Source organism: Sulfitobacter noctilucicola, from assembly GCF_000622385.1.
Taxonomy (GTDB): domain Bacteria; phylum Pseudomonadota; class Alphaproteobacteria; order Rhodobacterales; family Rhodobacteraceae; genus Sulfitobacter; species Sulfitobacter noctilucicola.
The window spans coordinates 1993929-2020162 of record NZ_JASD01000008.1; the positions used below are offsets into that span (position 1 = coordinate 1993929).

Below are 26234 nucleotides of genomic sequence, written 5' to 3' on the forward strand. Positions count from 1 at the left end.
TGGCTTAGCGCCCGATACTGATGGGTGCCACGCTGGTGGCCTTGATCACCGCAAAGCAGGGCTGACCCGGTTCGAGCTCCAACTCTTTGACGGCGCGTGTTGTGATCCGAGAGAGCAATTGATCCTTACCCGCTTGCAGAACGACCGCCGCACCCGGACCGTTGCCGAGGTGCACGGCTTGCACGGTCACGGGCAGTATGTTGAGCGCGGACAGCCCAACGGGCCGATCACGCGACACCAACACGTCCTGTGCCAGCACACGCAACCGAACTTTTGCACCGACTTCTGCCTGCACACCGGGCAGATGCAGATCACCGCCGCTGAACTTCAATCGGGTGAGGCCGTCGTCGGCATGTGCCATCACTGTTGCTTCAATCACTGCACCGGCTTCGCGCACCCCCAGCAACGGAACGGCCGCCGGATCGGCCATCACATCCATCAGGGGGCCCGCCTTTTGCACGCGTCCTGCTTCCAGCAGAACCAAGGTGTCCGCCAGCCGCGCAACCTCATCAACAGCGTGGCTTACGTAGAGGATCGGCAGACGCAAGGGACCGTCGCGCAATCGCTCCAGATAGGGGAGAATCTCTTGTTTGCGGGCACCATCAAGGCTCGCCAATGGTTCATCCATCAACAGCATCCGCGGTTTGCTGAGCAAAGCACGCCCCAGAGCCACACGCTGCTTCTCTCCACCCGACAGGGTAGCAGGCGCGCGGTCGAGAAGTGGGGTAAGACCCAGCAGCGTGCAGACACTGTCCTGATCCGGCCCCTTGGCATCAGCGGGAGAATACCGCGCACCGAACTGCAAATTCTCACGCACGCTCAGGTGCGGGAATAACCGTGCGTCCTGAAATACATAGCCCAGCCTGCGTTTTGCAGGCGGTACAAAGACAGCGTTTTTACTGTCGAACATCACTTCACCATGCACCGCGATACGTCCGGCATCAGGTTGCAAAAGGCCCGCAACAGCGTTGATAACTGTGGTCTTTCCGGCTCCGGAGCGCCCGAAAAGCGCGGTTATGCCCTCATCCGCGATGAAGCGGGTGTCCAAAGAGAAATCTCCCGCCCTATGGGTGATCTGAACCTCCAGCGTCATGATCGGGCAATCCGGGCGGCCACGCGGCGGGCGAGCATTTCAGACAGGGCCACTGCGCCTAACGCCACGATACAAGCCATCACGACCATGACGGCGGCCTGACTTTCCCCGCCGGGGATTTGCAGCGCTGTCCATATGGCGCTGGGCAGGGTCTGTGTCTGGCCGGGAATGTTGGCAACAAAGGTGATTGTCGCGCCGAACTCCCCCATCGCTTTGGCAAAGCCCATAACCGTCCCCGCCAGAATACCCGGCGCGATAAGCGGGAGCGTCACACGGCCAAAAACCGACCAGCGTGGCGCGCCAAGGGTGGCGGCGGCCTCTTCAAGCTTGGGATCGACGGCCTCAATCGCGAGGCGCATTGCGCGGACCATCAGCGGAAATCCCATAATCAGCGCGGCCAGAACGGCACCCGTCCAATTAAAAGCGAGGGTTAGCCCAAGCACTTCAAGAAAACGTCCCACAGGTGCCGTGCGGCCAAAGACGATCAACAGAAGATATCCGGTCACAACCGGTGGCAAGACGAGCGGCAAGTGCACCAGAGCGTTCAGCAGTGCTTTGCCGCGAAAAGAACGCCGCGCCAAAAGCCATGATACCCAAAGTGCCAGCGGGATCGCGAGAGCCGTGGCCCAGACGGAGACCCAGAGCGACAGACGCAACGCCTCCCATGCAGTGGCATCGGGGTTCATTCAGGCACCGCGAGGAAACCGTGGGTGGCGAAAATCGTGCGGGCATTGGGCGTATTCAGCAGAGCCAGAAAGTGTTTACCTGCCAAGGTGAGCGCGGCACCCGGGTAGAGGACCGGATCGTGCGATGTTTGGGGTACTTCCCAGACAATATCGACGGCAGGTTCAGCCAGTGCGTCCGTTGCGTAGACGACGCCAAAGGGTGCCTGACCGCGCGCGACAAGGGCAAGTGCGGTCCGCACGTTGTCTGTCTCGGCCAGATTGCCTGTCAAAGTTTCCCACAACCCTTCAGTTTCGAGCCACTGCCGTGCATATTTACCAGCAGGCACTGCATCGCGTTGTCCCATGGCAAGCCGCTGATCCGCCAAAAGGCGGGGCAGGACTTGCGCGTTTGTCAAAGGCGGCGTGCCAGCAGCGGCGATGACCACAAGACTGTTGCGCACCACTGGCTGAACATCTTTGGCGGTGATCAATCCCTGCTGTTCCAGCCACAAAATCCAATCGTTATTTGCAAGGATCACTGCGTCCGCCGGCGCACCTGCGGACACCTGCCGTGCCAAAGTGCCTGATCCACCAAAGGAAAAGACTGCATCAATCTCGCCCTGCGCTGCAATTTCTTGTAAAACGCCACGCAGGCTGGCTGCGGCAAATACGGTGACGCGGCTCTCGGCCACTGCCGAAACGGCAAAGACGGCGAAAAACAAGGTCAGTATGGCAGCAATCCGTGTCATGGCTGCACTATTAGCGATGCACTGCCCCCCTTCAAGCGCAATGGCCACCTGCGTGCCTTGCGAACATCGACGGGGCAGGCCATCTTGGCCACAACGACCCCGATGGAATTCCGCATGACCAAACAACCGCCACTTTCGCTCGACGGTGCCCGCAAAGGCGAAGTCCGCACGCAATTCGCTGCGCTGTGCTACCGTATCCGTCGCGGCAAAGTGCAGGTACTGGTAATCACCTCACGCGGCTCGAAGCGCTGGATCATGCCTAAGGGTTGGCCGATCGACGGGCGCACGCCTGCAGCCTCCGCAGCGCGGGAAGCATGGGAGGAGGCCGGGGTCACCGGTAAAGTCACCGACCGCTGCCTTGGTGCTTACAGTTATGGGAAGGACGTCGGCATGGATGACGCCATGCCCTGCATCGCGATGCTTTATCCGGTTGAGGTGAAATCGCTCGCCAAAAGGTATCCTGAAAGCGGCCAGCGCCGCCGCCGCTGGGTATCGCGCAAGAAGGCCGCGAAAATGGTCGCGGAGCCCGAACTGGCGCGGCTTTTGCTCAGTTTCGACCCAAGACCCGTTAAACAGCGTGCTTGACCCGCGCACAACAGCGCCCCATCTGATAAGAGACAAACCTTCGCTTTCTGTAAAAGGCTCACATGATCCAGTACACGCTCAAATGCGATCAGGGACATCACAGCGACAGCTGGTTCCAATCGGCTGCGGCCTATGATGCGCTGGAGAAATCCGGCCACCTGAGCTGTGCCACCTGCGGCACTACCAAGATCAGCAAGGCCTTGATGGCACCTCGGGTCAGCGTAAGTGAGGACAAGGAAGCCAAGACAGCACCTGTTTTGCGGGATCCTGGCAGTGACGTTGAAAAGGCCGTGGCAGAGCTACGGCGCAAGGTTGAAGAAACGTCCGACTATGTCGGGGACAAATTTGTGACAGAAGCCCGCGCAATGCATCTGGGCGAAAAGGCCGAACGCTCCATTTATGGAGAGGCGCGACTGGATCAGGCGAAAGAATTGATCGAAGAAGGTGTGCCGTTGATGCCACTGCCATTCCGACCCAAACAGAAACTGACCTGAGGATTTTGTTATGACCGTTATTATTACCGGTGCCAGCCGTGGCATCGGCGCGGCGCTTGCCGACAAGTACAAAGCACAGGGGCGTGAGGTTCTGGGGACGGGGCGTTCCGTTGCCGCGCAGATTCAGCTTGATGTGACGCGACCCGCCAGCCATTTCGAAATGGCACAGGGGCTCGCTGGCAAACCAATTGACCTGCTGGTGTGCAATGCCGGTGTCTATCTCGACAAAGGCGATGATCTCGATACCGGTTTCGGGGCGGATCTCTGGGCGCAAAGCTTTGCCACAAATGTAACAGGTGTGTTTCTAAGCATTCAGGCTTTGTTGCCCAACCTGCGGTTGGCGGAAAATCCGAAGATCGCCATCATTTCTTCGCAGATGGCCTCTGACACGCTTGCTCCGGGTGGCAGCTATATTTACCGCGCCTCCAAGGCGGCGGTGCTCAATCTGGGGCGTAACCTCGCGACGGACCTTAAGGACGAAGGCATCGCAGTGGGTATCTACCACCCGGGGTGGGTGCAGACCGATATGGGCGGAGACACAGCGGCGATAACCACGGACGAATCCGCAGATGGTCTGATCGCGCGCTTTGACGCCCTAAACCTTGAAACGACAGGCTGTTTCGAGACATGGGACGGACGCGTGCATCCGTTCTAGGCACTTTCATGTAGGGCCAGACAGGACCCATCTTGCGCAGCTGCGGCGTTCCGCGTAAACCGCGCCGGAACTGAGCGACGGAGGGTCTGATGCCCGTTTTGGTGATGAAATTCGGTGGCACGTCTGTGGCCACGCTGGACCGTATCCGGCGAGCCGCAAAACGCGTGGGCGTCGAAGTGGCCAAAGGCTATGATGTGATTGTCATCGTATCGGCGATGTCGGGCAAAACGAACGAGTTGGTCGGCTGGGTCAACGAGACTTCGGGCATGTATGACGCGCGTGAGTATGACGCTGTTGTATCGTCGGGCGAAAACGTGACCGCCGGTCTGATGGCGCTGACGTTGCAGGAAATGGATGTGCCTGCACGCTCCTGGCAGGGATGGCAGGTGCCCGTGCGCACCACGGATGCCCATTCAGCCGCACGGATCGAAGAAATTCCGCCCGAGAATATCATGGCGAAATTCGCCGAAGGTATGAAGGTGGCTGTTGTCGCAGGTTTTCAGGGTGTCAGCCCCGAGGGGCGCATCACCACACTGGGGCGCGGTGGCTCTGACACGACCGCTGTTGCTTTTGCTGCAGCGTTTGAGGCGGAGCGGTGCGACATCTATACGGATGTAGACGGCGTCTATACCACTGACCCAAGGGTCGAATCCAAAGCGCGCAAGCTTGATCGCATCTCTTTTGAGGAAATGCTGGAACTTGCCTCGCTTGGTGCGAAGGTTTTGCAAACCCGCTCGGTAGAGCTGGCGATGCGGTACAAGGTCAAGCTGCGCGTTTTGTCGAGCTTTGAAGAACAATCGGACGAAGCCGGAACGCTCGTCTGCGATGAGGAGGAAATCATGGAAAGCAATGTAGTCGCAGGGGTGGCCTTTAGTCGTGAAGAGGCGAAGATGACGCTGGTTTCAGTCGCGGACAGGCCCGGTATAGCCGCCACAATCTTTAGTGCGCTGTCCGATGCCGGTGTAAATGTCGATATGATCGTCCAGAACATCTCGGAAGAAGGGCGCACCGACATGACGTGGTCCTGTCCTGTCGATCAGGTCAAACGTGCCGAAAAGGCGATGGCAGAGGCGAAGTCTGGCGATGTATTCAACTTCGGTGAACTCCTTGCGGACACCGATGTGGCAAAGGTGTCCGTGGTCGGCATCGGCATGCGGTCGCACACCGGCGTTGCGGCCAAGATGTTTCAGGTGCTGTCAAACGAGGGCATCAACATTCAGGTTATCACCACGTCAGAGATCAAGATTTCCGTCCTGATTGACCGCAAGTACATGGAGCTTGCCGTTCAGGCGCTGCATGACGCGTTCGAACTGGACAAAGTGGCCTGACGCGCAGCGCGATGCCTCAGCTGAAATTGGCCGGCAGGGCTAGCATCACGGACAACCCCTAAAGCAAACGGTTCAGGCTTCGTCTGTTCGCGTCGCGGATGACGGCGAAGGTCGCGATCAGGGGACCTGCCGTAACGACGATTAACGGCATCTGTCACATTCCTTTTGTCAGCGATGCCTATGATATGGGCAGCTAGGCGTTGAATTGCCAGCTGCGCGGCGGATGTCATCGCGTTGATGCTGGAAATGACTGGTTGGGAGGCATCTAGGGCATTTCGCTTTTTGCGTGTCTATGGTCTAAGCTGACATTGGTTACAGGGGGATGTGCCAACATGGCCGAGCGTTTTGAGACAGAGAGCCGCAAGCTTCTGGGGCGTCTGCGTGATGCGATGGCGGGCGATGACGCAGGTCAGGCACGTCTGAACAAGATTACGCACCTGATCGCGACTTCTATGGGTTGTGAAGTTTGCTCCATCTATCTGTTTCGCGACGACGAAACCCTTGAGCTATGCGCCACCGAAGGTCTGAAAGAAGAGGCCGTGCATGAAACGCGCATGCGTCTGGGCGAGGGGCTTGTCGGCCGCGTGGCCAAGCAACGGCAAGTGATTAATACGCCAGATGCGCCGCAGGCACCGGGTTTCCGGTTTATGCCAGAGACCGGCGAAGAAATGTACTCGAGCTTTCTGGGCGTTCCAATTCAGCGCATCGGCGAGAGCCTTGGTGTGTTGGTCGTCCAATCCAAGAGCCAGCGGGCCTATTCAGCTGATGAGGTCTACGCACTGGAAGTTGTCGCCATGGTGCTGGCCGAGATGACCGAATTGGGTGCCTTTGTGGGTGAAGGTGCAGCGATGTCGGCGCGACACTCCCAGCCTGTGCTTTTGCGCGGGACGGTTGGTCAAGAAGGCGTTGCCGAAGGACATGTCTGGTTGCATGAGCCACGCGTGGTTGTCTCAAACCCCATCGCGGATGATCCCGCGCGCGAGGAGGAGCGGCTTGTCGAAGCTGTCGACGAATTGCGTGTGAGCGTGGACCAGATGTTGACCATGACCGTGGGCAACAAAGACCAGCAGCAGGTGCTTGAGACTTACCGGATGTTTGCCAACTCCAAAGGCTGGATGCGGCGGATGATTGAAGACATTGCAAGCGGTCTGTCTGCCGAAGCGGCGGTTGAGAAAGAGCAATCCCTTGCCCGCGCCCGGATGAGCCAGTCCAACGATGCCTATCTGCGCGAACGTCTGAGCGATCTGGACGATCTGTCAAACCGCCTTTTGCGCATTCTGACGGGGCAGGGGTCGGACACCGGCGCAGAGATGCCGCGCGATCCTATTCTGGTGGCGCGTAACATAGGGCCTGCGGAACTTCTGGAATATGGCCGCCAGCTTAAGGGGATCGTGCTTGAAAACGGCTCTGTCGGGTCACACGCGGCAATCGTGGCGCGGGCGCTGGCAATACCGCTTGTGGTACATGCCGGGCGGATCACAAACGATGCGCTCAACGGCGATCACATCCTCGTGGATGGCGAGCAGGGCATCGTGCACCTTCGTCCGGACGATTCCGTGGCGACGGCGTTCCGCGACAAAATCGCGATGCAGGCGGCCGCGCAGGAACGGTACTCCTCACTGAGAGATCAGCCAGCACAGGCGAAATGTGGAAATATCATTTCCTTGCATATGAACGCTGGCCTGATGGCAGATTTGCCGTCGTTACAGGGATCGGGTGCTGAGGGCGTCGGCCTGTTCCGTACCGAATTACAGTTTCTGGTGCGCAACAAAATGCCGCGCCGGTCCGAATTGTCGGCGCTTTATACGCGGGTGTTGGATGCCGCTGGTGACAAGCCGGTCGTGTTCCGGACGCTTGATATCGGTTCGGACAAGGTACTGCCCTACATGAAGCCGAACGATGAGCCGAACCCGGCGCTGGGCTGGCGGGCGATCCGTGTTGGTTTGGATAAACCCGGCGTGATGCGTATGCAGCTTCAGGCGCTGATCCGTGCCGCGAACGGCAGGCCGCTCACGGTCATGTTCCCTTTCGTCGCACAACTCGAAGAATTCCGCGCCGCCCGCAAAGAGGTGGACAAAGCAATGGCCCGCGAAGAGCGGCTGGGCCATGTCCTGCCATCAAAATTGACTGTAGGTGCGATGCTTGAGACGCCAAGCCTTGCCTTCGCACCGAGGCAGTTCTTTGAAGAGGTCGAGTTTCTGTCGGTTGGCGGTAATGATCTGAAGCAGTTCTTCTTTGCGGCAGATCGCGAAAACGAGCGGGTCCGGCGTCGCTATGACACGTTGAATGTCAGCTTCCTGACGTTCCTTGAAGGGATCGTCGCACGCTGCAACGAGACCAACACAGCGCTCTCTTTCTGTGGAGAGGACGCGGGCCGCCCCGTTGAGGCGTTGTGCTTTGCGGCCATCGGGTTCCGCAGCCTTTCAATGCGACCAGCGTCAATCGGGCCTGTCAAAAGCTTGCTGCGCCGTTGCAACCTAGAGGATGTGCGCACGGTTATCGAAACCGCAAAGGCGCAAGGCGAGATGTCGGTGCGGGCCGCTGTGATGGATTACGTGCGGGCGCAGCACCACGCCTGAGAATGGCACGGAGCGAAGCTGTGAATATGGCTTACGATAATCCTACTTGCAGCCGCCATCCGCCCATGCACGCAGGTTCATCTTGAAACCGCCGCCGTAGGGGTGGTTTTTGGAAACCGCTTCGTCATTGCCAGCCTTCACATAGGTGGTGCCTTGGGTGCAAAGCGCCTCCTTGGTCCACTGGTGGCAGTTCGAACAGGTCTGATCTTTCCACAGCTCTTCTGGAATGCCCTCAATTGGTGCGAACAGCGGAGAGAGCGTGACCAGTTCTTCGATGCTTTTGCCCAAGATTGCATCATCACCACTGGTGAATGGCATCACGAACGTCAATTCGGTTCCCATGGGGGCTGGTGCCGCGCGGGATGCTTCTGGAAGGGCCGCAACAACCGTTGCGCCCGCGTCTGTTCCTGCGTCAGCACGTTGAGCCTTTTCGGCAATGATCTTTAGCTCGAACGCCGCAAACTCCGAGAATATGCCGTCCGGATAGGCGTCCATATACGCGCGGTAATCTGCCTCAGCGCCGGAGTTTTGAGCAACAGAGATCAAACGCTGTTGGTCGGCTGTGGTATCTTCAACCGCCGCAGGTTCCGGTGCGGCTTCTGCCACCGGCTCTGCGGGGGCCTCAGGTGTGGCCGCCACTGTCGCGGTGCCCATCAAGCGTGACAACAGTGCGCGTGCCTCTGGAATGTAGGCACTGTCAGGATAGCCCCGCATGAAAAGAACGACAGGCACCGGATCTGTGCTGTCTTTCACCGATTCCCAAAGCCGTAGCTCGGCCTGTTCCGCTTCACTTACGACTTCACCAGCCGTGAACGTGAAATTGCCCGTGAGCGATGAGGTGTCCCACGGTGTCTGCTGGCCGTTTGTTTTTTCAATTACTTCAACACGGACATTTTTGAACACCTGTTCAATGGGCAAACCAGGTGTCGGAATTTCGCGGGCAAGTGCTTTGGTAAAGGGGCTGTTCCCCTCAAGCCCGTCCAGCGCCACAGCACCGGGAGCGGTAGAGTACGACAGGAAAGTCCCTGTGGGCGACTTCATCTCTGCAAGACCATTGTCATTAAGGTCAGGAATAGCCTCGAACGGGTTGTTGCGGCAGGCATCGAGGATAACGATGTTGGTCTTGTTCTTGGCCGAGAACATCTGCCGCAGTACGGCCTGTGCAGGCACAGCCACAAGACTAAGGTCAGCGGCATTGGTCAGGCTGGCATCAGTCGGCAGCAAAAAGTTGGAACCGAAGGACTGCACCGCGTGGCCCGCATAATAGAAAAGCCCGGTCGCGTCTGATCCACCATCGCGCAAGTCCCGCCCGAACTGCGCAATCGCACGATTCAGTGTCACCTGACTTGCGTCCAGCAACAACGTCACAGCAAAACCCTGCACTTCGAGGGTTGATGCCATCAGTTCTGCATCTGGGCCGGGATTGTCCAGCGGCGTCACAGTCCCGTAGTTCCCGTTGCCTACGATCAAGGCAATGCGCGGCGCACCGTCCTCCTGCGCGGATACGGCAGCGGTCAGACCGAAAAAGGTCAATCCGACGAACAGGGCGAAACGGCGAAGAAACATCGTTACGATCGACATACTATTTTTCATCAGTTGCTTAGTACCTTGAATTCGATGCGGCGGTTCGCCCAGCGCCCTTCAGCCGTATCATTTGTTTTTAGAGGAGTGGTTTCACCATAGCCCTTGCTGACCAACACGTCCGGCGACACATCGCGCGAAATCAGATAGCGACGCACAGAGTTTGCGCGTGCATCCGACAAACGTTGGTTGGTCGCGTTACTTCCGACTGAATCGGTATGACCACCTACTTCGATCACCATATTCGGGCATCGCGCGATGATACCGGCCAGTGAATTGAGCAGCGGCTCGCTTTTGCTGTCATGGCGTGAGCTGCCGGAGGCAAAGTAGATGTTGCCGGTGCGCGAGAGAATTTCAAAGCGGCCCTTGCAGGCATCACGGTCAAAATCGCCTTCCGCTTCAAGGGCGACAGAAGCGGGGTCAGCGGTCGCGGTCTGTGCCGGAGCAGCAGCCGCTGTGGTGGTGTTGCGGGCGAAAAGGAAATCAAATGACACTGTCGCAGACGGAATGATCGTCACATTCGCTGCTTCCTGCAATTTTCCAAGACCTTCCATAAGATCAAAATCATCAACGCTTACTGAGATAGGCGTGGTGCTGGCCACTGACACCAGGTCTTCGGTCAAGAGCGTAACCGCCACTTCCGCTTCATAGGTTTGGGACACGCCGTGCAGGTCCATCGTGTAGCTGACCGGTACAGTCTTGCGGCGGACGGTAGCCAGGTCATTCAGCACTGACGCATCCAACTGAGTGGTGATCTTGGCTGTGGGGAATTTGAACGTCTCAAAAAACAGGAAACGCATCCGTACGTTCCGCAAATCGATCTTGGTATCGACCGAATCCAGCAAAACGCTGACCTCGGTGGCTCCGTTTTCGGCGATGGCCCCCTCAAGGGTTGCGAAACTGCTGGATTCAACGACTGTCTGTTTTTTCACAGACTGAAAGTTGAGGTTCGACATCTCGGGCTGCAATGTCCAGCCGCCGCTAAAGGGGTTCTGCTGGGCGTTGGCTGTAGGGGTAAGGCCTGCCAGCACCATCAGTGCGGCGACGGCCAAAATTGTAAATTGGTGGCGCAAAATGCTAAAATACATCATATATTTCCTCCGGATCGATGAAAATTCGTGGGGGGAGTTCTAACTAAAATCTTTCCACAGCTTACACGAAGCCGCGCTCAGAAAAACCCTTTTTATGTGAACAATGGTGTGACGCTGCCGCCCTGATTGCCAAAGGCTGGGTCAAGGGTACGGCAGCGGGTGCTGGGTCAGGGTTGTTGAGCGCGAACAAAATTCTCTGCGCGCGCCAGATCATCCGGTGTCGTTACCTTAAAATTGGCGGTATCGCCCTGCACGATCTTCACAGAAATCCCTTGCGAACGGGCGATCTCGACATCATCGGCAGCATCGCCATCATAGGCCAGATGAGCCCGCAAAAGCGCATCAAACCGGAACCCCTGCGGTGTCTGTGCCCGCCAGAGGTTATCGCGGGACACGGGCGCAGAGACTAGACTCCCTTCGGCCTTCCAAAGCGCATCGACAACCTGAACCGCCGCAAAGGCTGCGTCGCATGTATCCAGCTCTGTCAAAACGCCACCGATAACCTTCGGCGAAATAAAAGGCCGTGCCGCATCATGCACCAGAACCTTGTCAGGATTGTGCAGCTGCAAGGCTTGCAATCCGTTCACGACGGACGCGGCGCGTGTGTCGCCACCTGCCACAGACGGCATCAACCGCGCATCTGTCAGCCCTGCAACCGCTTCGGCATAAAGCTTTGCGTCGTCGGGGTGGATCACGACCTGAACGCGGTCTATTTCTGCAACGCCTAGAAAGGTATCAAGACAGCGCCGCAGGGAGCAGGTGCCCGCGATAGGCAGGTACTGCTTCGGCAATGGATCGCCAAAGCGACGACCGCGCCCTGCCGCGACGATCAGAACGGTGCAGTCGCTCTTATACAAAACTGCGAACCGTCTTCAACGCGCCGTCAAGGGCTTCGCCTTTGGGATCTTGCAGCGCCGCTTCACGCAGCCGGTTCATCCACTCGGCGGCATCATCGCGCCCGCGCAGCAGATCGGCAGCGCCCATCACAGTGGCAAATTTCGTCAGCCCACGTGCATGGGTGTCGGAGTATCCTTTTACCAGCCTCCGGTTTTTAAGCATCTCGACAGCCAGTGCATAATCGGTACTCACCAGATCAAGGCTCGATTTCAGCCATGCTTCAAGATGTCCAACTTCAACCTCGTGTCGCCGCGTCTTGAGCCGGTAATTTTTCAGACCACCCAGAAAGTGCAACATCAGGAAAGAACGCAGTGTGTGCGTCCGCAGACGTCTTCCCTTATTGAACAGTCGGGCAAGCAGTGCCATCCGTCTTGGATTGGCTTCCCACGCCGCCCCCATTTTAGCGGGCATAAGGCTCGCAACCTCTTCGGCGCGAGGGTGAAAAAACTCTGTGAGCTCAACGAGATTGGCGTCTTTTGCCCCCATCTCGGTCTTGATACGGGACAGGCGTGGGCGGCGCGTCTTCAGATCGGCAACGCGGATGATATCGTCATAAGCCATCGCATTGGCGATGTACTTTGCCGCAGTCGCTGATAGCTGCCATTCGGTATTCGCACTGTCGAGGGTCACGACATGGTCCAGCCTGTTCAAATAGGTTTCGCCGTAGGCGCAATCCTGAAAGTCGACAATCTTGGTCAGACCCGCGAGCGCCATTTCCTGTACGGGGGTGGGCATACCGGACACCCGATTGCAAAGGGCCTGCCATTTGCCCAGTTCAGTCGCTGGTCCTGTCAGGCTTGCAGCAGGTTTTGCCAATGGCTTTTCAGGTGCCTGAACGCCGTTTTGCGCTGCATCAAAACCGGCGGCGAACGCCTTGAGCGAAGGCTCAACACCTTTTCCTCCGGCCCGTATCGCCTCCTCGAAGGCTTCGCGCGGGAAGGGCAGGCTGCCGGAGCCAGCCAAGGCACCGAAAAGGCTCGACGAGATTACAGATCCCTGTCCAACAGCCAGCTGTTCCATATCGGCCAAAATCAATTGCTGCGCTGCAAGTTCGGCAGCGGCACGCACCTCGTCGGCGTCAGCTATGCCGTCACCGGGCACCATTTTTTCGGAGACAGCCAAGGCGCGGTGGGTCGAGCCTATCAAGGTTGTGCGGTCGGGCGTCACGAATCCACGGATTACCGCACGGCCCACTTCCATCATTTCAGCGGCTATCAGCACATCCACGTCACCACCCGCAGGAGCGAGGGCAAATACCGGTTGCTGTTCCGACATCGGTGCCATCTCAACGTAGTAGATCGTGGCACCTGTACGCTGAGCCACGCCTGCCACGCTGGTTGCCTGACAGGTCCACCCTTGCGCCCGCGCCAATCCTTCGATCCAGCCCGTCAGAACGCCACCGCCCTGACCGCCAACCGCCATTACTGCCAGCTTGATGATCTGGCCAACACGCGCATCGGGCGTTTTTTGCTGCAGCACCATGTTCATGAGAGCGCCTTTTCAAGCCGTAGGCGCTTGCCGTCACGCCTTTCCTGTAACCAAGTGATTACCCGTGTGCGCAGCCCCGCGCGCCACGTCTCGAATTTTGTAGGGTTATGAACTACGTCGGCGCGATAGAAGGACGGACAAAGCACAGCCGCATCCGCAACTTCACCGCAGTTACCGCAACCGACACATGTCTGGTCGATATGCGCCACCGGATCATCGCGCAACGGATCATCCAGCCGTTTAAGCGACAGGGACGGGCAGCCCGACAAGCGAATACAGGCGTGATCACCCGTGCAGACATCGCTATCCACACCAAAGCGCGGCACATCCACGCGGCGCCCTTCCTTGATCGCCTTGTTACGGATCGGCTTTTCACGCCGCTGCTTGTTCAGCATACATTCGGACGAGGCAACGATCACCTTCGGCCCTTTGAAATCCGTCGTCAGCGCCTCGCGCACCGTATCGCGCACATGGCCCACGTCATAAGTGTGATCAATCTGGCGGATCCATTCGACGCCGACACCTTTCAACGCGGCCTTGATCGGATTGCCTGTCGATTTGGTGTCATTATGCGCGCGACTGGATAGAACATCCTGCCCGCCTGTCGCCGCAGAATAATAATTGTCGACAATCACGACGACATTGTCTGATTTATTGAACACCATGTTCCCGATCGAGGAACTAAGCCCGTTATGCCAGAAACCGCCATCGCCCAGCATGGAAATCGCACGACGTTCACCGCCCCCGTCAAAGGCCGCATTTGCCGCGGGGCCAAGGCCGTAGCCCATGGTCGCCCCCCCAATTTCGAACGGCGGCAGTGAGCCGAACAAATGGCATCCGATGTCGCCGGTGATCTGGTGTTTGCCCAGCTCTTGTTCAACCAGTTTCATCCCCGCAAAAATCGGTCGTTCGGGGCAGCCGGTGCAAAACCCCGGCGGACGGATCGGCACGGTTTCAGTCAGGTCCGGTATCGCTGGCGCTTCCATATTCGGCGCGCGTATTTGGCTGGGCAGCATATCCGGCGCGGCCGATTTCAAGAACGCCGTCACCCCGTCCAGCAAAACCTGACCGGTATATTCCCCGGCCATCGGCAGAACGTCCTTGCCATAAAGCTTCAGATTGCGACCCGCTTTATAAAGGTATGACCCAAGTTGCTGTTCGATGTGATCGGGCTGGCCTTCCTCGACGATCATCACGTGATCCTTGCCTTCGCAGAAAGCATCAAATTCGTCTTTAACAATCGGATATGTGACGTTCAGACAATAAATCGGCACCTCTGTCTTCCCGAATACATCCGCCAGCCCAAGGCGCTGCAACGCGCGGATCAACCCGTTATACATGCCGCCTTGCACCACGATGCCCAGCTTGGCCTTTTCCGGTCCGAAAACCTCGTTCAACTTGTTTTCAACGATGAATTTCTCGGCGGCGGGCCAGCGGTTTTTGATCTTGTCCTGTTCATGCACATAGGACATCGGCGGCAATACCACGCGGTTGAAATCGGACTGCGGATTGGCGATGGCATCCTTGACCGTCAGCGGGGGCGGCACGTTATCACGGGTCGCGAAACTGCCTGTGACGTGGCACGACCTGATGCGCACCATCAACATCACCGGCGTATTGCTGGCCTCACTCAGCTCGAACCCGTCTTTCACCGCTTTGGTGATCGACGGCAGGTTCGGACGCGGGTCCAGCATCCAGAACTGCGATTTCATCGCGAACCCGTGGCTGCGTTCCTGCATGATGGAGCTGCCTTCACCGTAGTCTTCGCCAACGATGATAAGCGCGCCGCCATTCACGCCGGAAGAGGACAGGTTCGCCAAAGCGTCCGATGCCACGTTTACACCGACCGGTCCTTTAAACGTGACTGCGCCCCGGATCGGGTAGTGGACGGAGGCCGCCAGCATCGCAGCGGCAGCAGCTTCGGATGCATTCGCTTCAAACCGCACGCCCAACTCGCCCAGCAGTCCTTCGGCATCGGCAAGCACATCCATCAGATGCGAGATCGGCGCGCCTTGATAGCCGCCGACATAACCGACACCGTTTTCCAGCAACGCTTTGGTGATCGCGAGAATGCCTTCGCCGGTAAAGACGTCGCCATCGCCTTTGCGCAGATGTTCGACTTCTGCTTTAAATGACCGTTCTGCCATGGTGTCCCCTTAGAAATCGTGCTTGCGAATGTTGCGCAATATGGTCTGTAGCGTCCCGATAAAGGCCCGCTTTTCGGCGGAATCGATACCTTTGAACATCGCCTCATAAGCTTCCGACATGTGCGGCCAAAGACGTTCATACACATCGCGCCCCGCGTCAGTGATAAAGACCCGCGTGGCGCGGCTGTCCTGCTCGTCCTGCTCGCGTCGGATCAGGCCGTTCTGGTCGAGCGTATCCAGCGCCCGACTGAGCGTGGATTGTTGTACAACCGCATATACAGCCAGTTCGCGGATCAGGATGCCGTCGATAACTGAAAGCACGGCGAGAGAGCGCATTTGTGGCGTGGTCAATCCCAGCGCCGCCATTTCCGAAGACATCGCAGCATTATAGCGGCCGATGATACGGTTCATCAGGTAGGGCGCGAAATTCTCCAGCCCCATTTCACCCAGACGTGCGGGTGACGTATCGACTTTCTCAGCGCGGTTCATGCGCCCAACCCCTTAGCGACATTCAACCCAGATCCACCGCCCAGACCGGGGCCAGGATGGGTGGAGGCCCCGATATGATAGAGGTTTTTCACAGGTGTCGCGTTGTTTGCCTGACCGGCATATGGCCGCCAGACAAAGAACTGGTCCAGCGCACAAGCTCCGCCATAAGGATCGCCACCCACGAGGTTCACGTTCATTTGTTCGAGGTCAGCGGGAGAATAGGCGCGGCGCTTCAGCTTGATTGCATCCCAGTTTTTGATGTGTTTGGAAAGAATTCCTTCAATCCGGTCGGCGAATGCTTCGCGCATTGCGGGTGTCCAAGTGCTCTCCGTTTCGATCTCTCCGGCAGCATCGCCTTTGATCACGGATGGCGCATCGGGGATTTGTAGCCACAGGATGCCCTTCCCGTCAGGGCAGCGCGTCGGGTCAAGGCGGTGTGGCTGGCCGACGCAGATCGTCGGTGTCGCTGGCAACATGCCGCGCTCCGCCTCGTTGCATGACTTCGATACCGCATCAATCCCGTCGGTCAGGTGTATCAAGGCAACATCATCAAGGCCGTCGGCTTCCCATTTAGGCTGTCCATCCAAAGCGAAATGCAGCTGAAAGTTGCCGCGCCCATGACGGAACTTCTTGGCTGTATCAGGACGGGGCTGATCGCTGAGCAACCCGTCATAGAGCTGGCCGGGGGCCGTGCTCGCGATGATGTTTTTCGCGGTAATTCTCTCATCTTCAGCGGTCTGAACACCAATCGCTTTGCCGTTTTCGATGATGATCTTCGTGGCTTCAACGCCTGTGCGCACCACGCCTCCGTTCGCTTCGATCAACGACTGGAACGCCTTTGCGGCTTGACCCGATCCACCTTTGACAACCGGCGCACCGGCCGCTTCGAGTGCGAAAGCGATGACGCGGGACATTTGCCCGCCATAGCTGGATTCAGGTGTCAGCCCAACGTGCAGGACCCAAGGTGCCCAGATCGCTTGTACATCGGGGCTTTCGTATCGTGTCTCAAGCCAGCCACGGCCGGGTTCTAATGCCTCACCGAACCATGCCTTGAGCGGGCCAATACCCTTCTTCCATGCTTGTTTCGCCATCAGCGTCATGGTTTGCCGGGACCAAAGTGGTTGACCCAATAACGAGAATAGAAAGTCCGCGTCTTGCTCGATGCTACCCACATCGCGGGCGTGCTGATCGCCGTCACCTGCGCTGCGTGCATTAAAGGAGGCGATGTTTGCGGCGCGGTCGGTAGCCAGAGTCAGGGCAGACCCATTCGGCCGTAGTGCTGCGGTGGGATGTTGCGTATGGCAGAACTCAAGCCCGTGCTCGGCGAGGTCTGCCCCCAATGCTTCATGTGCCGGACCTGTCAGGAAAAGCACGAAAGTGGCGGCCATCACGTCGTGGTGAAACCCCGGCAGGGTCACATCATCCGAAGTGTACATACAGCCGCCAACGCGGTCTTCGCGTTCGATCATCAAAACGCTGTCGCCTTTGCGCGACAACATCGCGGCAGCCACCAAAGCATTGATGCCCGAGCCGATAATCAGATGATCGAACGTTGCCATACCGATCAGCCTTTGGGGGCCAGCGCCAAAGCGCGGATCGGGCTGCCGGTGCCGTTTTCGATCTTAAGCGGTGCGGCAATCAGGATTGCACCCTTGGCAGGCAGCTTGTCGAGGTTGGCAAGGGACGCCAGGCCAAAGCAATTGTCGCGGTGCAGAAGGTTATGCGCTGGGTAGGGTGGCTCCATCCCCCCAGCCTGACCGGCATCGGTGCCGATGCACTGGGTACCCCAGCCGACGATCTTTTTGCTGAGCAAGTATTCGATGCAATCTGGTGTCGGGCCGGGGGAGTGGGGACCGGTATCATCCGCATTAAGGAACTTGCCCTCATCATCCGCGCGTTTGTCCCAATCGGTGCGCATGACGACCCATTCGCCTGCGCCGATCTCGCCGTGTTCTTTCTCCCATGCTTTAACGCCGTCGGCGGTCAGCAGGAAATCCTCGTTCTCGGCGCTCTCTTTTGAGCAGTCGATGACGTTGACCGGCGCGACCAGACGCTGCACATCCAGCTTGTCCGTATAACCGTCATCATAATCCTTGCCGGTAATCCAGTGATGCGGCGCGTCAAAGTGCGTGCCTGAATGTTCACCCAGCACCATCCAGTTCCACGCAAAGAAAGGACCGTCATTGTCGTATTCACTGATCTTGTGAATCTCGACTTTTGGTGTGTTCTTTGCAAAATCCGGCGGCAGTTGCAGGATCGGCGTGTCAGGTCCCAGCACGCCGGAACAATCTACGACTTCAACACCGCCAGAAGCCAGCATGGCCCCCAGGTTTCCCAAAATATCAGATGCGCTCATTTTCTAATCTCCCTGTGTCCCGCTCGTTTCGCTTCGCGGTTGTATGATGAATCAAAGCTAGACAAATTTATATGCGTTTGCAATTATCTTATCGCAAAGGAGTGCAGGAAACGCATGTCAAACCAATTAGACGCAGTCATCATCGGTGCTGGACACAACTCATTGGCCTGTGCATGCCATCTGGCCGCGCGCGGATGGAAGGTCGGCGTCTATGAACAAGCCGCAGAACCGGGCGGCGCGGTCAAGACGGGTGAATATACGCTGCCCGGATTTCGGCATGATTGGGCGGCTATGAACCTGTCGTTGTTTGCTGGATCCGCATTTCACACTGAAAAAGCTGCAGAACTGGCCGGGCATGGTCTGGCGTTCGCGCCAACTTCACATCCTTTTGCATCGGTTTTTCCGGATGGGCGCTGGTTTGGTGTTTCGGCGGATGCCGCGCTGACCACGGCGCGTGTGCGGGGATTTTCCGATGCAGATGCAGACACATGGGCGCGGCTAACGGCGGACTTTCCAAATCAGGCCGAATCGATATTCGGTGTGCTGGGTGCCGCGATGAATTTACGTGCAATTTCATCTGTAGGTTGGAAGCTTTGGCGTAAGAACGGCGGCGGTGGCAGTCTCGATCTGGCTAGGTTCATGATGATGTCGCCTCGTGCGTGGCTGGATGAGACATTTGAATCGGATCACATCAAAGCAACTTTAGCAGCGTGGGGTATGCATCTGGATTTTGCACCTGATGTAGCGGGCGGCGCGGTTTTCCCCTATCTGGAGGCGATGGCCGGTCAGGCGTTTGGCATGGTCTTGGGGCAGGGCGGTGCCGACACCATCACCAAAGCGATGGTCAAAATGATCGAGGCACGCGGCGGTGCGGTTCATTGCAACGCTGAAGTCACAGGGATCAAACAAGCGGCCGGTCGCGCCTTTGGCATCATCCTCAAGGACGGCACGCTGGTAGAAGCGGATAAGGCTGTGATTGCGAACGTATCGCCGTCCGCCTTGCTAAAGCTGACAGACGGCACCGGTTCGACCCGCCATGAGCAGGCGATGAAATCATACCAACACGCGCCGGGCACAATGATGATCCATCTGGCGATGGATGCGTTGCCGAATTGGACCGCAGCGGAGCTGAAACGCTTCGCCTATGTGCATATGGCCCCGTCGATGGATCAGATGGCCCGCACCTATGCGCAGGCCAAGGCTGGTTTATTGCCGGATGAGCCAGTGATTGTTTGTGGCCAACCAACGGTTGTTGACCCGTCGCGCGCACCTGACGGCAAGCATGTGCTTTGGTTGCAGGTCCGCATGGCCCCGGGTGAGATCAAAGGGGATGCAGGCGCAACTATTGACGCGACAAACTGGCAGGAGGCAGCAGAGCCCTTTGCAGAACGCGCCTTGGATATACTAGAGCGTTATGCCCCCGGCACGCGCGCCCATATCATTGGCAGACATATTGTGACGCCCGAGATGCTTGAAGCGGACAACCCCAACCTTGTTGGCGGGGATCAGGTTTGCGGCAGCCACCATTTGCACCAGCATTTTATGAACAGGCCTGCACGCGGTTACGCGGACGGGACCACACCCATTAAAAATCTTTACCATACCGGTGCCGCTGTCTGGCCCGGTGGTGGGACCGGCGCGGGACCGGGAACGCTTCTCGCCAAAAAACTTGTCGGAAACTGAAAACACAAAAACCACAAAACAGGGGAAATCGCATGAAACTATCCAGAAGAAGTCTGCTAAGAACCACCGCCGCTGCGGCGGCATTTGCCACCGTCGGCCTGCCGTCCTTTGCGCAAGAGATCGACGAACTGGTCATCGCTTATAACGTCAACCTGCCCAGCTGGGACCCGACCGTGGGTCTGTCAGCGGTGAACCCGACAATTCAGGGATTTTATCAATCAGTCTTTGATCTGTTCATTCCCCAGAATACTGACCTGAGCTTTGGCTCGGGCATCATCACGGACTACGGATGGAATGAGGACAATACGCAGGTCTGGATGGATGTGCGTGAAGGGGTCACATGGCACAACGGCGATCCGCTGACGGCTGAAGACGTCGCGTGGTCGCTGACCCGCGCAGGCAATCCCGAGACAGGTAGCCCGATCCAGTTTGTCTGGGGCAAAGTCGAGAATGTGATGGCCGATGGCAACCGTGTGACGGCGGACGTCAACGAATACGATCCTACATTCTTTAAGTGGATGTCATTCCTCACGGGCTATGTGATGCCCAAGAAATACTACGAGGAAGTGGGCGCGGACGGGTTCGAAGCAGCCCCCATCGGCACCGGCCCCTACATGGTAGAGAAGTTCGAGCGCAACGCGTTTGTGCGTCTGAAAGCCAATGAAAACTACTGGGGCGGTGCGCCTGAGTTCAAGACCGTAACGATCAAGTTCGTGACCGACGCGGCAAGCCGTGTGGCAGAAGTCGAATCCGGTAACAGCCATGTCACGCTAGAGATTCCTTACGAAGAATTTGACCGTCTGAAGGAAAAAGACGGGATGGCAGGTATCGCAGAGCCTGTGTCTGACATCGGCATGATCTTCCTCAACGATATTGAGGTGATGACTGACCCCAATGTACGCAAGGCTGCGGCCCATGCGATTGACAAAAGCCTCATCATTGATCGCCTGCTGTCCGGTTACGGCGTGCCGATCGACACGTTGCAAACGCCGGATTACGCGGCTTATGACGAGACGATCAAGGTGGCCTACGATCCTGAGCTGTCAAAGAAACTGCTGGCAGAGAGCGGTTATGGCCCTGACAATCCGGTGAAGTTCAAGATCCAGACCACCAAGGGTTTCAAGCCCAAGGACTATGAAATGGTGCAAGCCATCGTGGGGCTGTGGCGCCGTGTTGGGATTGAGGCCGAGATCGAAGTGTACGAGATCGCCAAACACTTTGAGCTGCGTGCCGCCGACCAGCTGGCACCTGCAGCCTTCTACAACTGGGGTAACTCGGTTGGCGATCCGACGACCTCAACTGGTTTCGCAATGTTCGGTCCATCGCCGCACTCCGTCTGGGATGGCAAGGAAACGTTTGATGCGATCCTGCCGCTTTGGGGTGAAGCCGATGAGGCCAAGCGCATCGAAGGTTGGAAAGCAGTGGACCGTCTGGTGGCCGAAAACGCCGAGGTCATTCCGCTGCTGCAATATGTGCAACCCATCGTGCATGCTGCTGGGGTGAAGGTTGTTCCGCACCGCTCCGGCGCATTGCTGCCGCATCTGATGACGCGCGCCTAAAGCGTATTTGTGACAACGGGCGGGGCCACATGGTTGGCCCCGCCGCGTCAATAGGTTTTCATGACACTTCTTAGAAACATCCTTATCCGGCTGCTCACCACCGCCGTCACCCTTCTTGGTGTCGCAGTGATCGTGTTTGTCGTGATCCGCGTCGTTCCCGGCAACCCGATTGCCATGATGCTTCCGCCTGGCGCGACAGAGGACGATATCGCCCGATTGCAGGCGCAATACGGTTTTGACAAATCCATCTTCGAGCAGTTCGTGATCTGGTTGAAAGGTGTGATGCAGGGGGACTTCGGCACGTCCATCTCGACACGCCAGCCTGTCCGACAGTTGGTGCTCAGCCGCTTGCCTGCCACGCTTGAACTGTCGATTGTGGCGCTGAGTATCGCGGTCCTTCTGGGCGGGGCTCTGGCGCTTTTGGGTACACGGTTTCGCGATACCAAGGGCGAAGGCGCGGTGGATGTGACTGCAGGCATGGCCCTGTCGATACCTGATTTTCTTTGGGGGCTGGTACTGATCCTGCTCTTCGGTGTGCTTTGGCCGGTATTCCACATATCCGGCCGCATCTCTCCCGCACTTAACATTGATTTTTCGAGCAACTTCTATCTGTTCGAGGCGCTCGTTCGTTTGCGGTTCGACGTGGTGGCGGATCTGATCGGACATATGTTCATGCCTGCACTAGCACTGGCCATCCCCTTGGCCGCGATTATTGCGCAGCTTCTAAAACAATCGCTGAAAGAGACCATGCATCTGGACTATGTCACACTGGCCCGCACCAAAGGCTACGGCGAGAACCATGTAATCACCCGCGAGGCGCTGCCCAATGCGATCCTGCCGACACTGACATTGGTCGGTGTGCAGTTTACCTTTCTTATCGGCGGCACCGTGATCATTGAGCGGCTGTTCAGTTATGAAGGATTGGGGAACATGGCCATTGATGCGGTGATCAACCGCGATCTGCCGCTGATCCAGGGAATCGTGATCCTTTTCGCGCTCATCTTTACCATCGTTAATCTGGTCGTCGACATGCTCTATGTGATGCTGAACCCGAGGCTGCGCCATGCGTGACGCCCGTGCTGATGTGAAACGCCCTATCGGCGTGCGGCTATGGCTGTCCGGTAGTTGGCTGACCTTGCTTTTGCTGGCGGCGGTCTTTGCGCCATTGATCGCACCCTATGATCCACTGATGCAGGACTTGTTTCTTGGCCGGATGCCGCCTTTCTGGATGGACGGGGCAGAGCCGGGGTATCTGTTGGGAACGGATTCTTTGGGACGTGATGTACTTAGCCGCATTCTCTATGGCGCCCGGATCGCCCTAATCGTCGCAGTCGTTGCAGGTACGATCACTTGTGTGATCGGTGCGGGGCTTGGCCTAATTGCGGGATACTACCGTGGTTGGCCAGACCGGATCATCAGTCGCTTTGTCGACATCTGGATGGCGTTCCCACCTGTCTTGTTCGGGATCCTTCTGATCGCGGTGCTGGGGCCGGGTCTGTGGTCGATCATCATCGCTATTGTCGTCATCGACTGGACCCGCTTTGCCCGCGTCATACGCGCCGAAGCGATGAGCCAGAGCGCGATGGACTATGTCGCTTCTGCCCAAGTGGCGGGCCGCACCAAGTTCGGCACAATGCTGACGGAGATACTTCCAAATGTCCTACCGACCATCGTTGCGTTGCTGACGCTTGAAATGGGGATCGCGGTGATCGTTGAAGCCATCCTATCCTTTGTGAACCTCTCGATTTCAACCGATAGCCCGACATGGGGCGGCATGATCTCGGAAGGTCGCACAAGCGTGCATCAGGCATGGTGGGTTTTGGTCTTTCCGCTCATCACATTGTTCCTCACGGTGCTCAGCTTCAGCCAATTGGGCGAAGGGTTGAAGGACCGCTTTGATCCGGTGTTGCGATGAATAAATTTCTGGAAATCAAAAACCTCACCGTTCAGTTGCGCGGGGGCGGCACTATTCTGCGGTCTGTGTCTTTGTCCGTGGATGCGGGGCAGGTGCAGGGACTGGTGGGTGAATCCGGTGCGGGAAAGTCGATGATCGGCAAGTCTGTCCTTGGCACGCTGCCGCGCGCGATGCAGGTGACGCAGGGCGAGATATGGATGGACGGGACCGACCTCATGCGGCTCACACCGTCCCAGCGGCGCAAGCGGATCGGTGCGATGGCTGCGCTCATCCCTCAAGACCCGCTTACGGCACTGAATCCCAGCAAGCGGATCGGGCCTCAAATCACGCGGCGGCTGGTGGATATTCTGGGCTGGACAAAGCAGGACGCGCAGGCACGCGCGCTTGAGCTGCTGGATGAGGTACATATCCCCGATCCCGCGCGTGTGATGGGCAGCTACCCGCACGAGCTGTCGGGCGGCATGCGCCAACGTATTCTGATAGCTTCGGCTTTTGCTGCGGAACCGAAACTGATCATCGCGGATGAGCCGACGACGGCCCTCGATGTTACCGTGCAAAAACAGATCCTGCGCCTGATCGCGGAAATGCAGACGCGGCATAATACGGCGCTGTTATTTGTGACGCATGATCTGGGTGTGGTTTCCAAGGTCTGCGATACGTTGACGGTGCTTTATGCTGGCAAAGTGGTCGAGCAAGCGCGGATGCGGCGGTTTTTTACACGTCCCATACACCCTTATTCAGCCGCCTTGCTGGCTGCGACGCCGACCTATACCGACCCGACCGGCAGTCTGACGCCGGTGCCGCAAGCGGTGATCGACGGTGTTGAGCAAGAAGTGCGCGAGCATGATGTGAGGGCGGGCGCATGATGTATGAAATCAGCGATCTGCGGCTGTCCTTTCCGGATTTGAACAACAAGCCCCTGCTGGGTGCCGCGCCACGGATCGAAGTCCTGAAGGGTCTTAGCTTTGATGTGCCCAAAGGTGCTGTGTTGGGTATCGTTGGTGGATCCGGCTCTGGTAAATCCACATTGGGTCGCGCGATGCTACGCTTGCTGGAGCCAACGGCGGGCTCCATCAAGTTTGACGGGAACGACATTACGCACCAGTCCGAGGACCAGCTGCGCGGGTTGCGCCGGCGCTTTCAGATGATTTTTCAGGACCCGATGTCATCGCTTAATCCGCGTCGCCGCGTGGGGGGGATCATCGCGGGGCCCTTGCGGCTACACGGACTGGACGGCATTCCTGCGCGAATTGACGAGGCGCTCGATATGGTTGGCTTGCCGCGCAGTTTTGCGCAGCGCTATCCGCATGAGTTGTCCGGCGGACAACGCCAACGTGTCGGCATCGCGCGCGCCATTGCGTTACGACCGGACTTTATTCTGGCGGACGAGATCGTGTCGGGCCTTGATGTCTCTAGCCAAGCGCAGGTGCTGAACCTGCTGGGAGAGTTGGTGCGCGAACTGGGGCTGACGCTTGCCTTTATCAGCCACGACCTGTCAGTGATCCGGCGGTTATGTTCGCGTGTTCTGGTATTGCACCTTGGTGAGATTGTGGAAGAGGCAGAGACCGCCGCGCTTTTTGCCGCGCCTCAGGCCGAATACACGCGTACTTTGATGAATGCGATCCCATTGCCGGACCCTGACCAGCCGTGGGAATAATTGTTTGGTGGTGGCGCAAGTGTTAGGCCGCAGTCCAAAGCGACGCTAAAAACCGGCGACTGAGTAAAGTGACAATATCAAATGAATAATGATCCCGCCTATTTTCTCTATCACTCCATCGGCCTTTATCCTGACAAGGCGTCGGACATGGCAGGGGCCCTGTCCGCATTTTCGAGCGAGTGGGCAGCGTTGGATGACGGACAGTGGCCTGCGGTTCTAAGCGCGCGTTCAGAGTTTCTTGCTCTCTGGCGCGATCTGATAGATGCGCCTGATGGTTCACTGACCTCCGCCGAAAATGTGACAACGGCACTTTTCTCTGTGCTTGGTGGTCTTCCGCCCGAGCGATTGCGCGGCAAGAAAGTGTTGATCGCGGCAGATTGCTTCCCATCGCTGCATTTCTTGTTGAACGGCATGGCAGACCGGCTCGGCTATGCCCTTGAAACGGTGCCAATCCGCCAAGGCGATTTTTGGGTGCGTGATGAAGATATGATCGCAGCATGGGACGAAAGTGTGGGGCTGGCTTTGTTGACCTTTGTGACATCCACGTCTTCGCATCGTTGTGATCTGGATGCATTGATTGCACACGGTCACCGCATGGGCAGCGTTGTTGGTGTGGACCTGACCCAAGGCATCGGGATCATTCCGTTTTCCCTTAATGACACACCTGCCGATTTCGTTGTGTCGACCACATTGAAGTGGCTCTGTGGTACGCCCGGTGCGGGTATCATCCAGATGCGGCCTGACATGATCGCAGAGGTCAAACCGGAGCTGCGCGGATGGTTCAGTCAGGACAATCCGTTCTCTTGGGATCTGGACGCTTTTGACTACGCGCCTGATGCGCGGCGGTTTGAGCATGGGACGCCTTCGGTTCTGGCTTGCGTTGGATCTGTGCCTGCGCTGCGATGGCATGCGGGGCAGACCGATCTTTTGGCGCATAACCGGATGCTGACAAAGGCGGTAATCGAACGGGCGGATGAGACTGGCCTGACGATCGCAACGCCGCGCGATGAAACCGCACGTGGCGGGTCGGTCATGCTGGAGCTGCCAAGCGATAGCGACCCCAAGGCGTTGGTGGATCATTTGCGTGAACAGCACATCCACACAGATGCGCGTGGCCGCATCTTGCGGATATCACCGGGTGCCGTGACCCGAGACGCGCATGTTGATCGCTTGTTCAACGCGCTGGGCGACCTATTGTAAGGTGGTGCGATAGCCCAACTGCA

At 57.7% G+C, this 26234-nt stretch carries 23 protein-coding genes; 12 read left to right on the forward strand and 11 right to left on the reverse strand.

The window, feature by feature from the left end; translation table 11 throughout:
* Positions 1-4: 4 nt before the first annotated feature.
* From modC to modA, 3 genes are read right to left on the reverse strand one after another with little or no spacing between them, the layout of a single operon-like run.
* Positions 5-1093, reverse strand: coding sequence for a molybdenum ABC transporter ATP-binding protein (modC, locus tag Z946_RS0113425; protein WP_025056251.1), 1089 nt, complete (start codon positions 1091-1093; stop codon positions 5-7).
* Positions 1090-1779 carry a molybdate ABC transporter permease subunit gene (gene modB / locus Z946_RS0113430; RefSeq protein ID WP_025056252.1) on the reverse strand — a complete coding sequence of 230 codons (690 nt, stop codon included), beginning with the start codon at positions 1777-1779 and terminating at the stop codon, positions 1090-1092. The genes modC and modB overlap by 4 nt, the downstream gene beginning before the upstream one ends.
* Positions 1776-2507, reverse strand: coding sequence for a molybdate ABC transporter substrate-binding protein (modA, locus tag Z946_RS0113435; protein WP_025056253.1), 732 nt, complete (start codon positions 2505-2507; stop codon positions 1776-1778). Before modA ends, modB begins: the two co-directional genes overlap by 4 nt.
* A 114-nt stretch (positions 2508-2621) precedes the next feature.
* Here modA and Z946_RS0113440 point away from each other — a divergent pair, with 114 nt between their 5' ends.
* The 5 genes from Z946_RS0113440 (at position 2622) to ptsP (ending at position 8148) form a co-directional block, all read left to right on the forward strand.
* Positions 2622-3092 (forward strand): NUDIX hydrolase, encoded by a 471-nt coding sequence (locus Z946_RS0113440; RefSeq protein WP_025056254.1) that lies wholly within the window; start codon positions 2622-2624, stop codon positions 3090-3092.
* A 62-nt stretch (positions 3093-3154) separates the two neighbouring features.
* Positions 3155-3586, forward strand: coding sequence for a DUF1178 family protein (locus Z946_RS0113445; protein WP_025056255.1), 432 nt, complete (start codon positions 3155-3157; stop codon positions 3584-3586).
* A 10-nt stretch (positions 3587-3596) separates the two neighbouring features.
* On the forward strand, positions 3597-4241 hold the full coding sequence (locus Z946_RS0113450) for an SDR family NAD(P)-dependent oxidoreductase (RefSeq protein ID WP_025056256.1): 645 nt from the start codon (positions 3597-3599) through the stop codon (positions 4239-4241).
* 89 nt (positions 4242-4330) lie between these two features.
* Positions 4331-5569, forward strand: a complete 1239-nt coding sequence (locus Z946_RS0113455) for an aspartate kinase (RefSeq protein WP_025056257.1) — start codon at positions 4331-4333, stop codon at positions 5567-5569.
* Between the two features lie 332 nt (positions 5570-5901).
* Positions 5902-8148 carry a phosphoenolpyruvate--protein phosphotransferase gene (gene ptsP, locus Z946_RS0113465; protein ID WP_025056258.1) on the forward strand — a complete coding sequence of 749 codons (2247 nt, stop codon included), beginning with the start codon at positions 5902-5904 and terminating at the stop codon, positions 8146-8148.
* A gap of 42 nt (positions 8149-8190) precedes the next feature.
* Here ptsP and Z946_RS0113470 read toward each other — a convergent pair whose 3' ends face one another.
* From Z946_RS0113470 to Z946_RS0113505, 8 genes are all read right to left on the reverse strand, one after another.
* On the reverse strand, positions 8191-9729 hold the full coding sequence (locus Z946_RS0113470; RefSeq protein ID WP_025056259.1) for a caspase family protein: 1539 nt from the start codon (positions 9727-9729) through the stop codon (positions 8191-8193).
* Between the two features lie 11 nt (positions 9730-9740).
* Complete coding sequence (locus Z946_RS0113475; protein WP_025056260.1) at positions 9741-10817, reverse strand: OmpA family protein; 1077 nt, start codon at positions 10815-10817, stop codon at positions 9741-9743.
* A 170-nt stretch (positions 10818-10987) separates the two neighbouring features.
* Positions 10988-11677: a 2-C-methyl-D-erythritol 4-phosphate cytidylyltransferase gene (gene ispD / locus Z946_RS0113480; RefSeq protein WP_025056261.1), complete on the reverse strand. Its 690-nt coding sequence runs from the start codon at positions 11675-11677 to the stop codon at positions 10988-10990.
* Positions 11670-13205, reverse strand: a complete 1536-nt coding sequence (locus Z946_RS0113485) for an indolepyruvate oxidoreductase subunit beta family protein (RefSeq protein WP_025056262.1) — start codon at positions 13203-13205, stop codon at positions 11670-11672. Before Z946_RS0113485 ends, ispD begins: the two co-directional genes overlap by 8 nt.
* Entirely contained in the window at positions 13202-15352 is a 2151-nt protein-coding gene (locus Z946_RS0113490; RefSeq protein ID WP_025056263.1) for a thiamine pyrophosphate-dependent enzyme, read from the reverse strand. Before Z946_RS0113490 ends, Z946_RS0113485 begins: the two co-directional genes overlap by 4 nt.
* 9 nt (positions 15353-15361) lie before the next feature.
* Entirely contained in the window at positions 15362-15841 is a 480-nt protein-coding gene (locus Z946_RS0113495) for a MarR family winged helix-turn-helix transcriptional regulator (protein WP_025056264.1), read from the reverse strand.
* On the reverse strand, positions 15838-17400 hold the full coding sequence (locus Z946_RS0113500) for a phytoene desaturase family protein (RefSeq protein WP_025056265.1): 1563 nt from the start codon (positions 17398-17400) through the stop codon (positions 15838-15840). The genes Z946_RS0113495 and Z946_RS0113500 overlap by 4 nt, the downstream gene beginning before the upstream one ends.
* Before the next feature lie 5 nt (positions 17401-17405).
* Complete coding sequence (locus Z946_RS0113505; RefSeq protein WP_025056266.1) at positions 17406-18197, reverse strand: cyclase family protein; 792 nt, start codon at positions 18195-18197, stop codon at positions 17406-17408.
* A gap of 114 nt (positions 18198-18311) precedes the next feature.
* Between Z946_RS0113505 and Z946_RS0113510 the strand changes: the two genes are divergently transcribed.
* The 7 genes from Z946_RS0113510 (at position 18312) to Z946_RS0113540 (ending at position 26211) form a co-directional block, all read left to right on the forward strand.
* Positions 18312-19880: a phytoene desaturase family protein gene (locus Z946_RS0113510; protein ID WP_025056267.1), complete on the forward strand. Its 1569-nt coding sequence runs from the start codon at positions 18312-18314 to the stop codon at positions 19878-19880.
* A gap of 32 nt (positions 19881-19912) precedes the next feature.
* The gene (locus Z946_RS0113515; protein ID WP_025056268.1) at positions 19913-21439 is read left to right on the forward strand and encodes an ABC transporter substrate-binding protein; all 1527 of its coding nucleotides are present in this window, start codon (positions 19913-19915) and stop codon (positions 21437-21439) included.
* A gap of 60 nt (positions 21440-21499) precedes the next feature.
* Positions 21500-22510, forward strand: a complete 1011-nt coding sequence (locus tag Z946_RS0113520; RefSeq protein ID WP_025056269.1) for an ABC transporter permease — start codon at positions 21500-21502, stop codon at positions 22508-22510.
* Complete coding sequence (locus Z946_RS0113525; protein WP_025056270.1) at positions 22503-23354, forward strand: ABC transporter permease; 852 nt, start codon at positions 22503-22505, stop codon at positions 23352-23354. Before Z946_RS0113520 ends, Z946_RS0113525 begins: the two co-directional genes overlap by 8 nt.
* On the forward strand, positions 23351-24220 hold the full coding sequence (locus Z946_RS0113530; protein WP_025056271.1) for an ABC transporter ATP-binding protein: 870 nt from the start codon (positions 23351-23353) through the stop codon (positions 24218-24220). Before Z946_RS0113525 ends, Z946_RS0113530 begins: the two co-directional genes overlap by 4 nt.
* Complete coding sequence (locus Z946_RS0113535; protein WP_025056272.1) at positions 24217-25011, forward strand: ATP-binding cassette domain-containing protein; 795 nt, start codon at positions 24217-24219, stop codon at positions 25009-25011. The genes Z946_RS0113530 and Z946_RS0113535 overlap by 4 nt, the downstream gene beginning before the upstream one ends.
* 81 nt (positions 25012-25092) lie before the next feature.
* Positions 25093-26211 (forward strand): aminotransferase class V-fold PLP-dependent enzyme, encoded by a 1119-nt coding sequence (locus Z946_RS0113540; RefSeq protein WP_025056273.1) that lies wholly within the window; start codon positions 25093-25095, stop codon positions 26209-26211.
* The last annotated feature ends 23 nt before the right edge of the window (positions 26212-26234 follow it).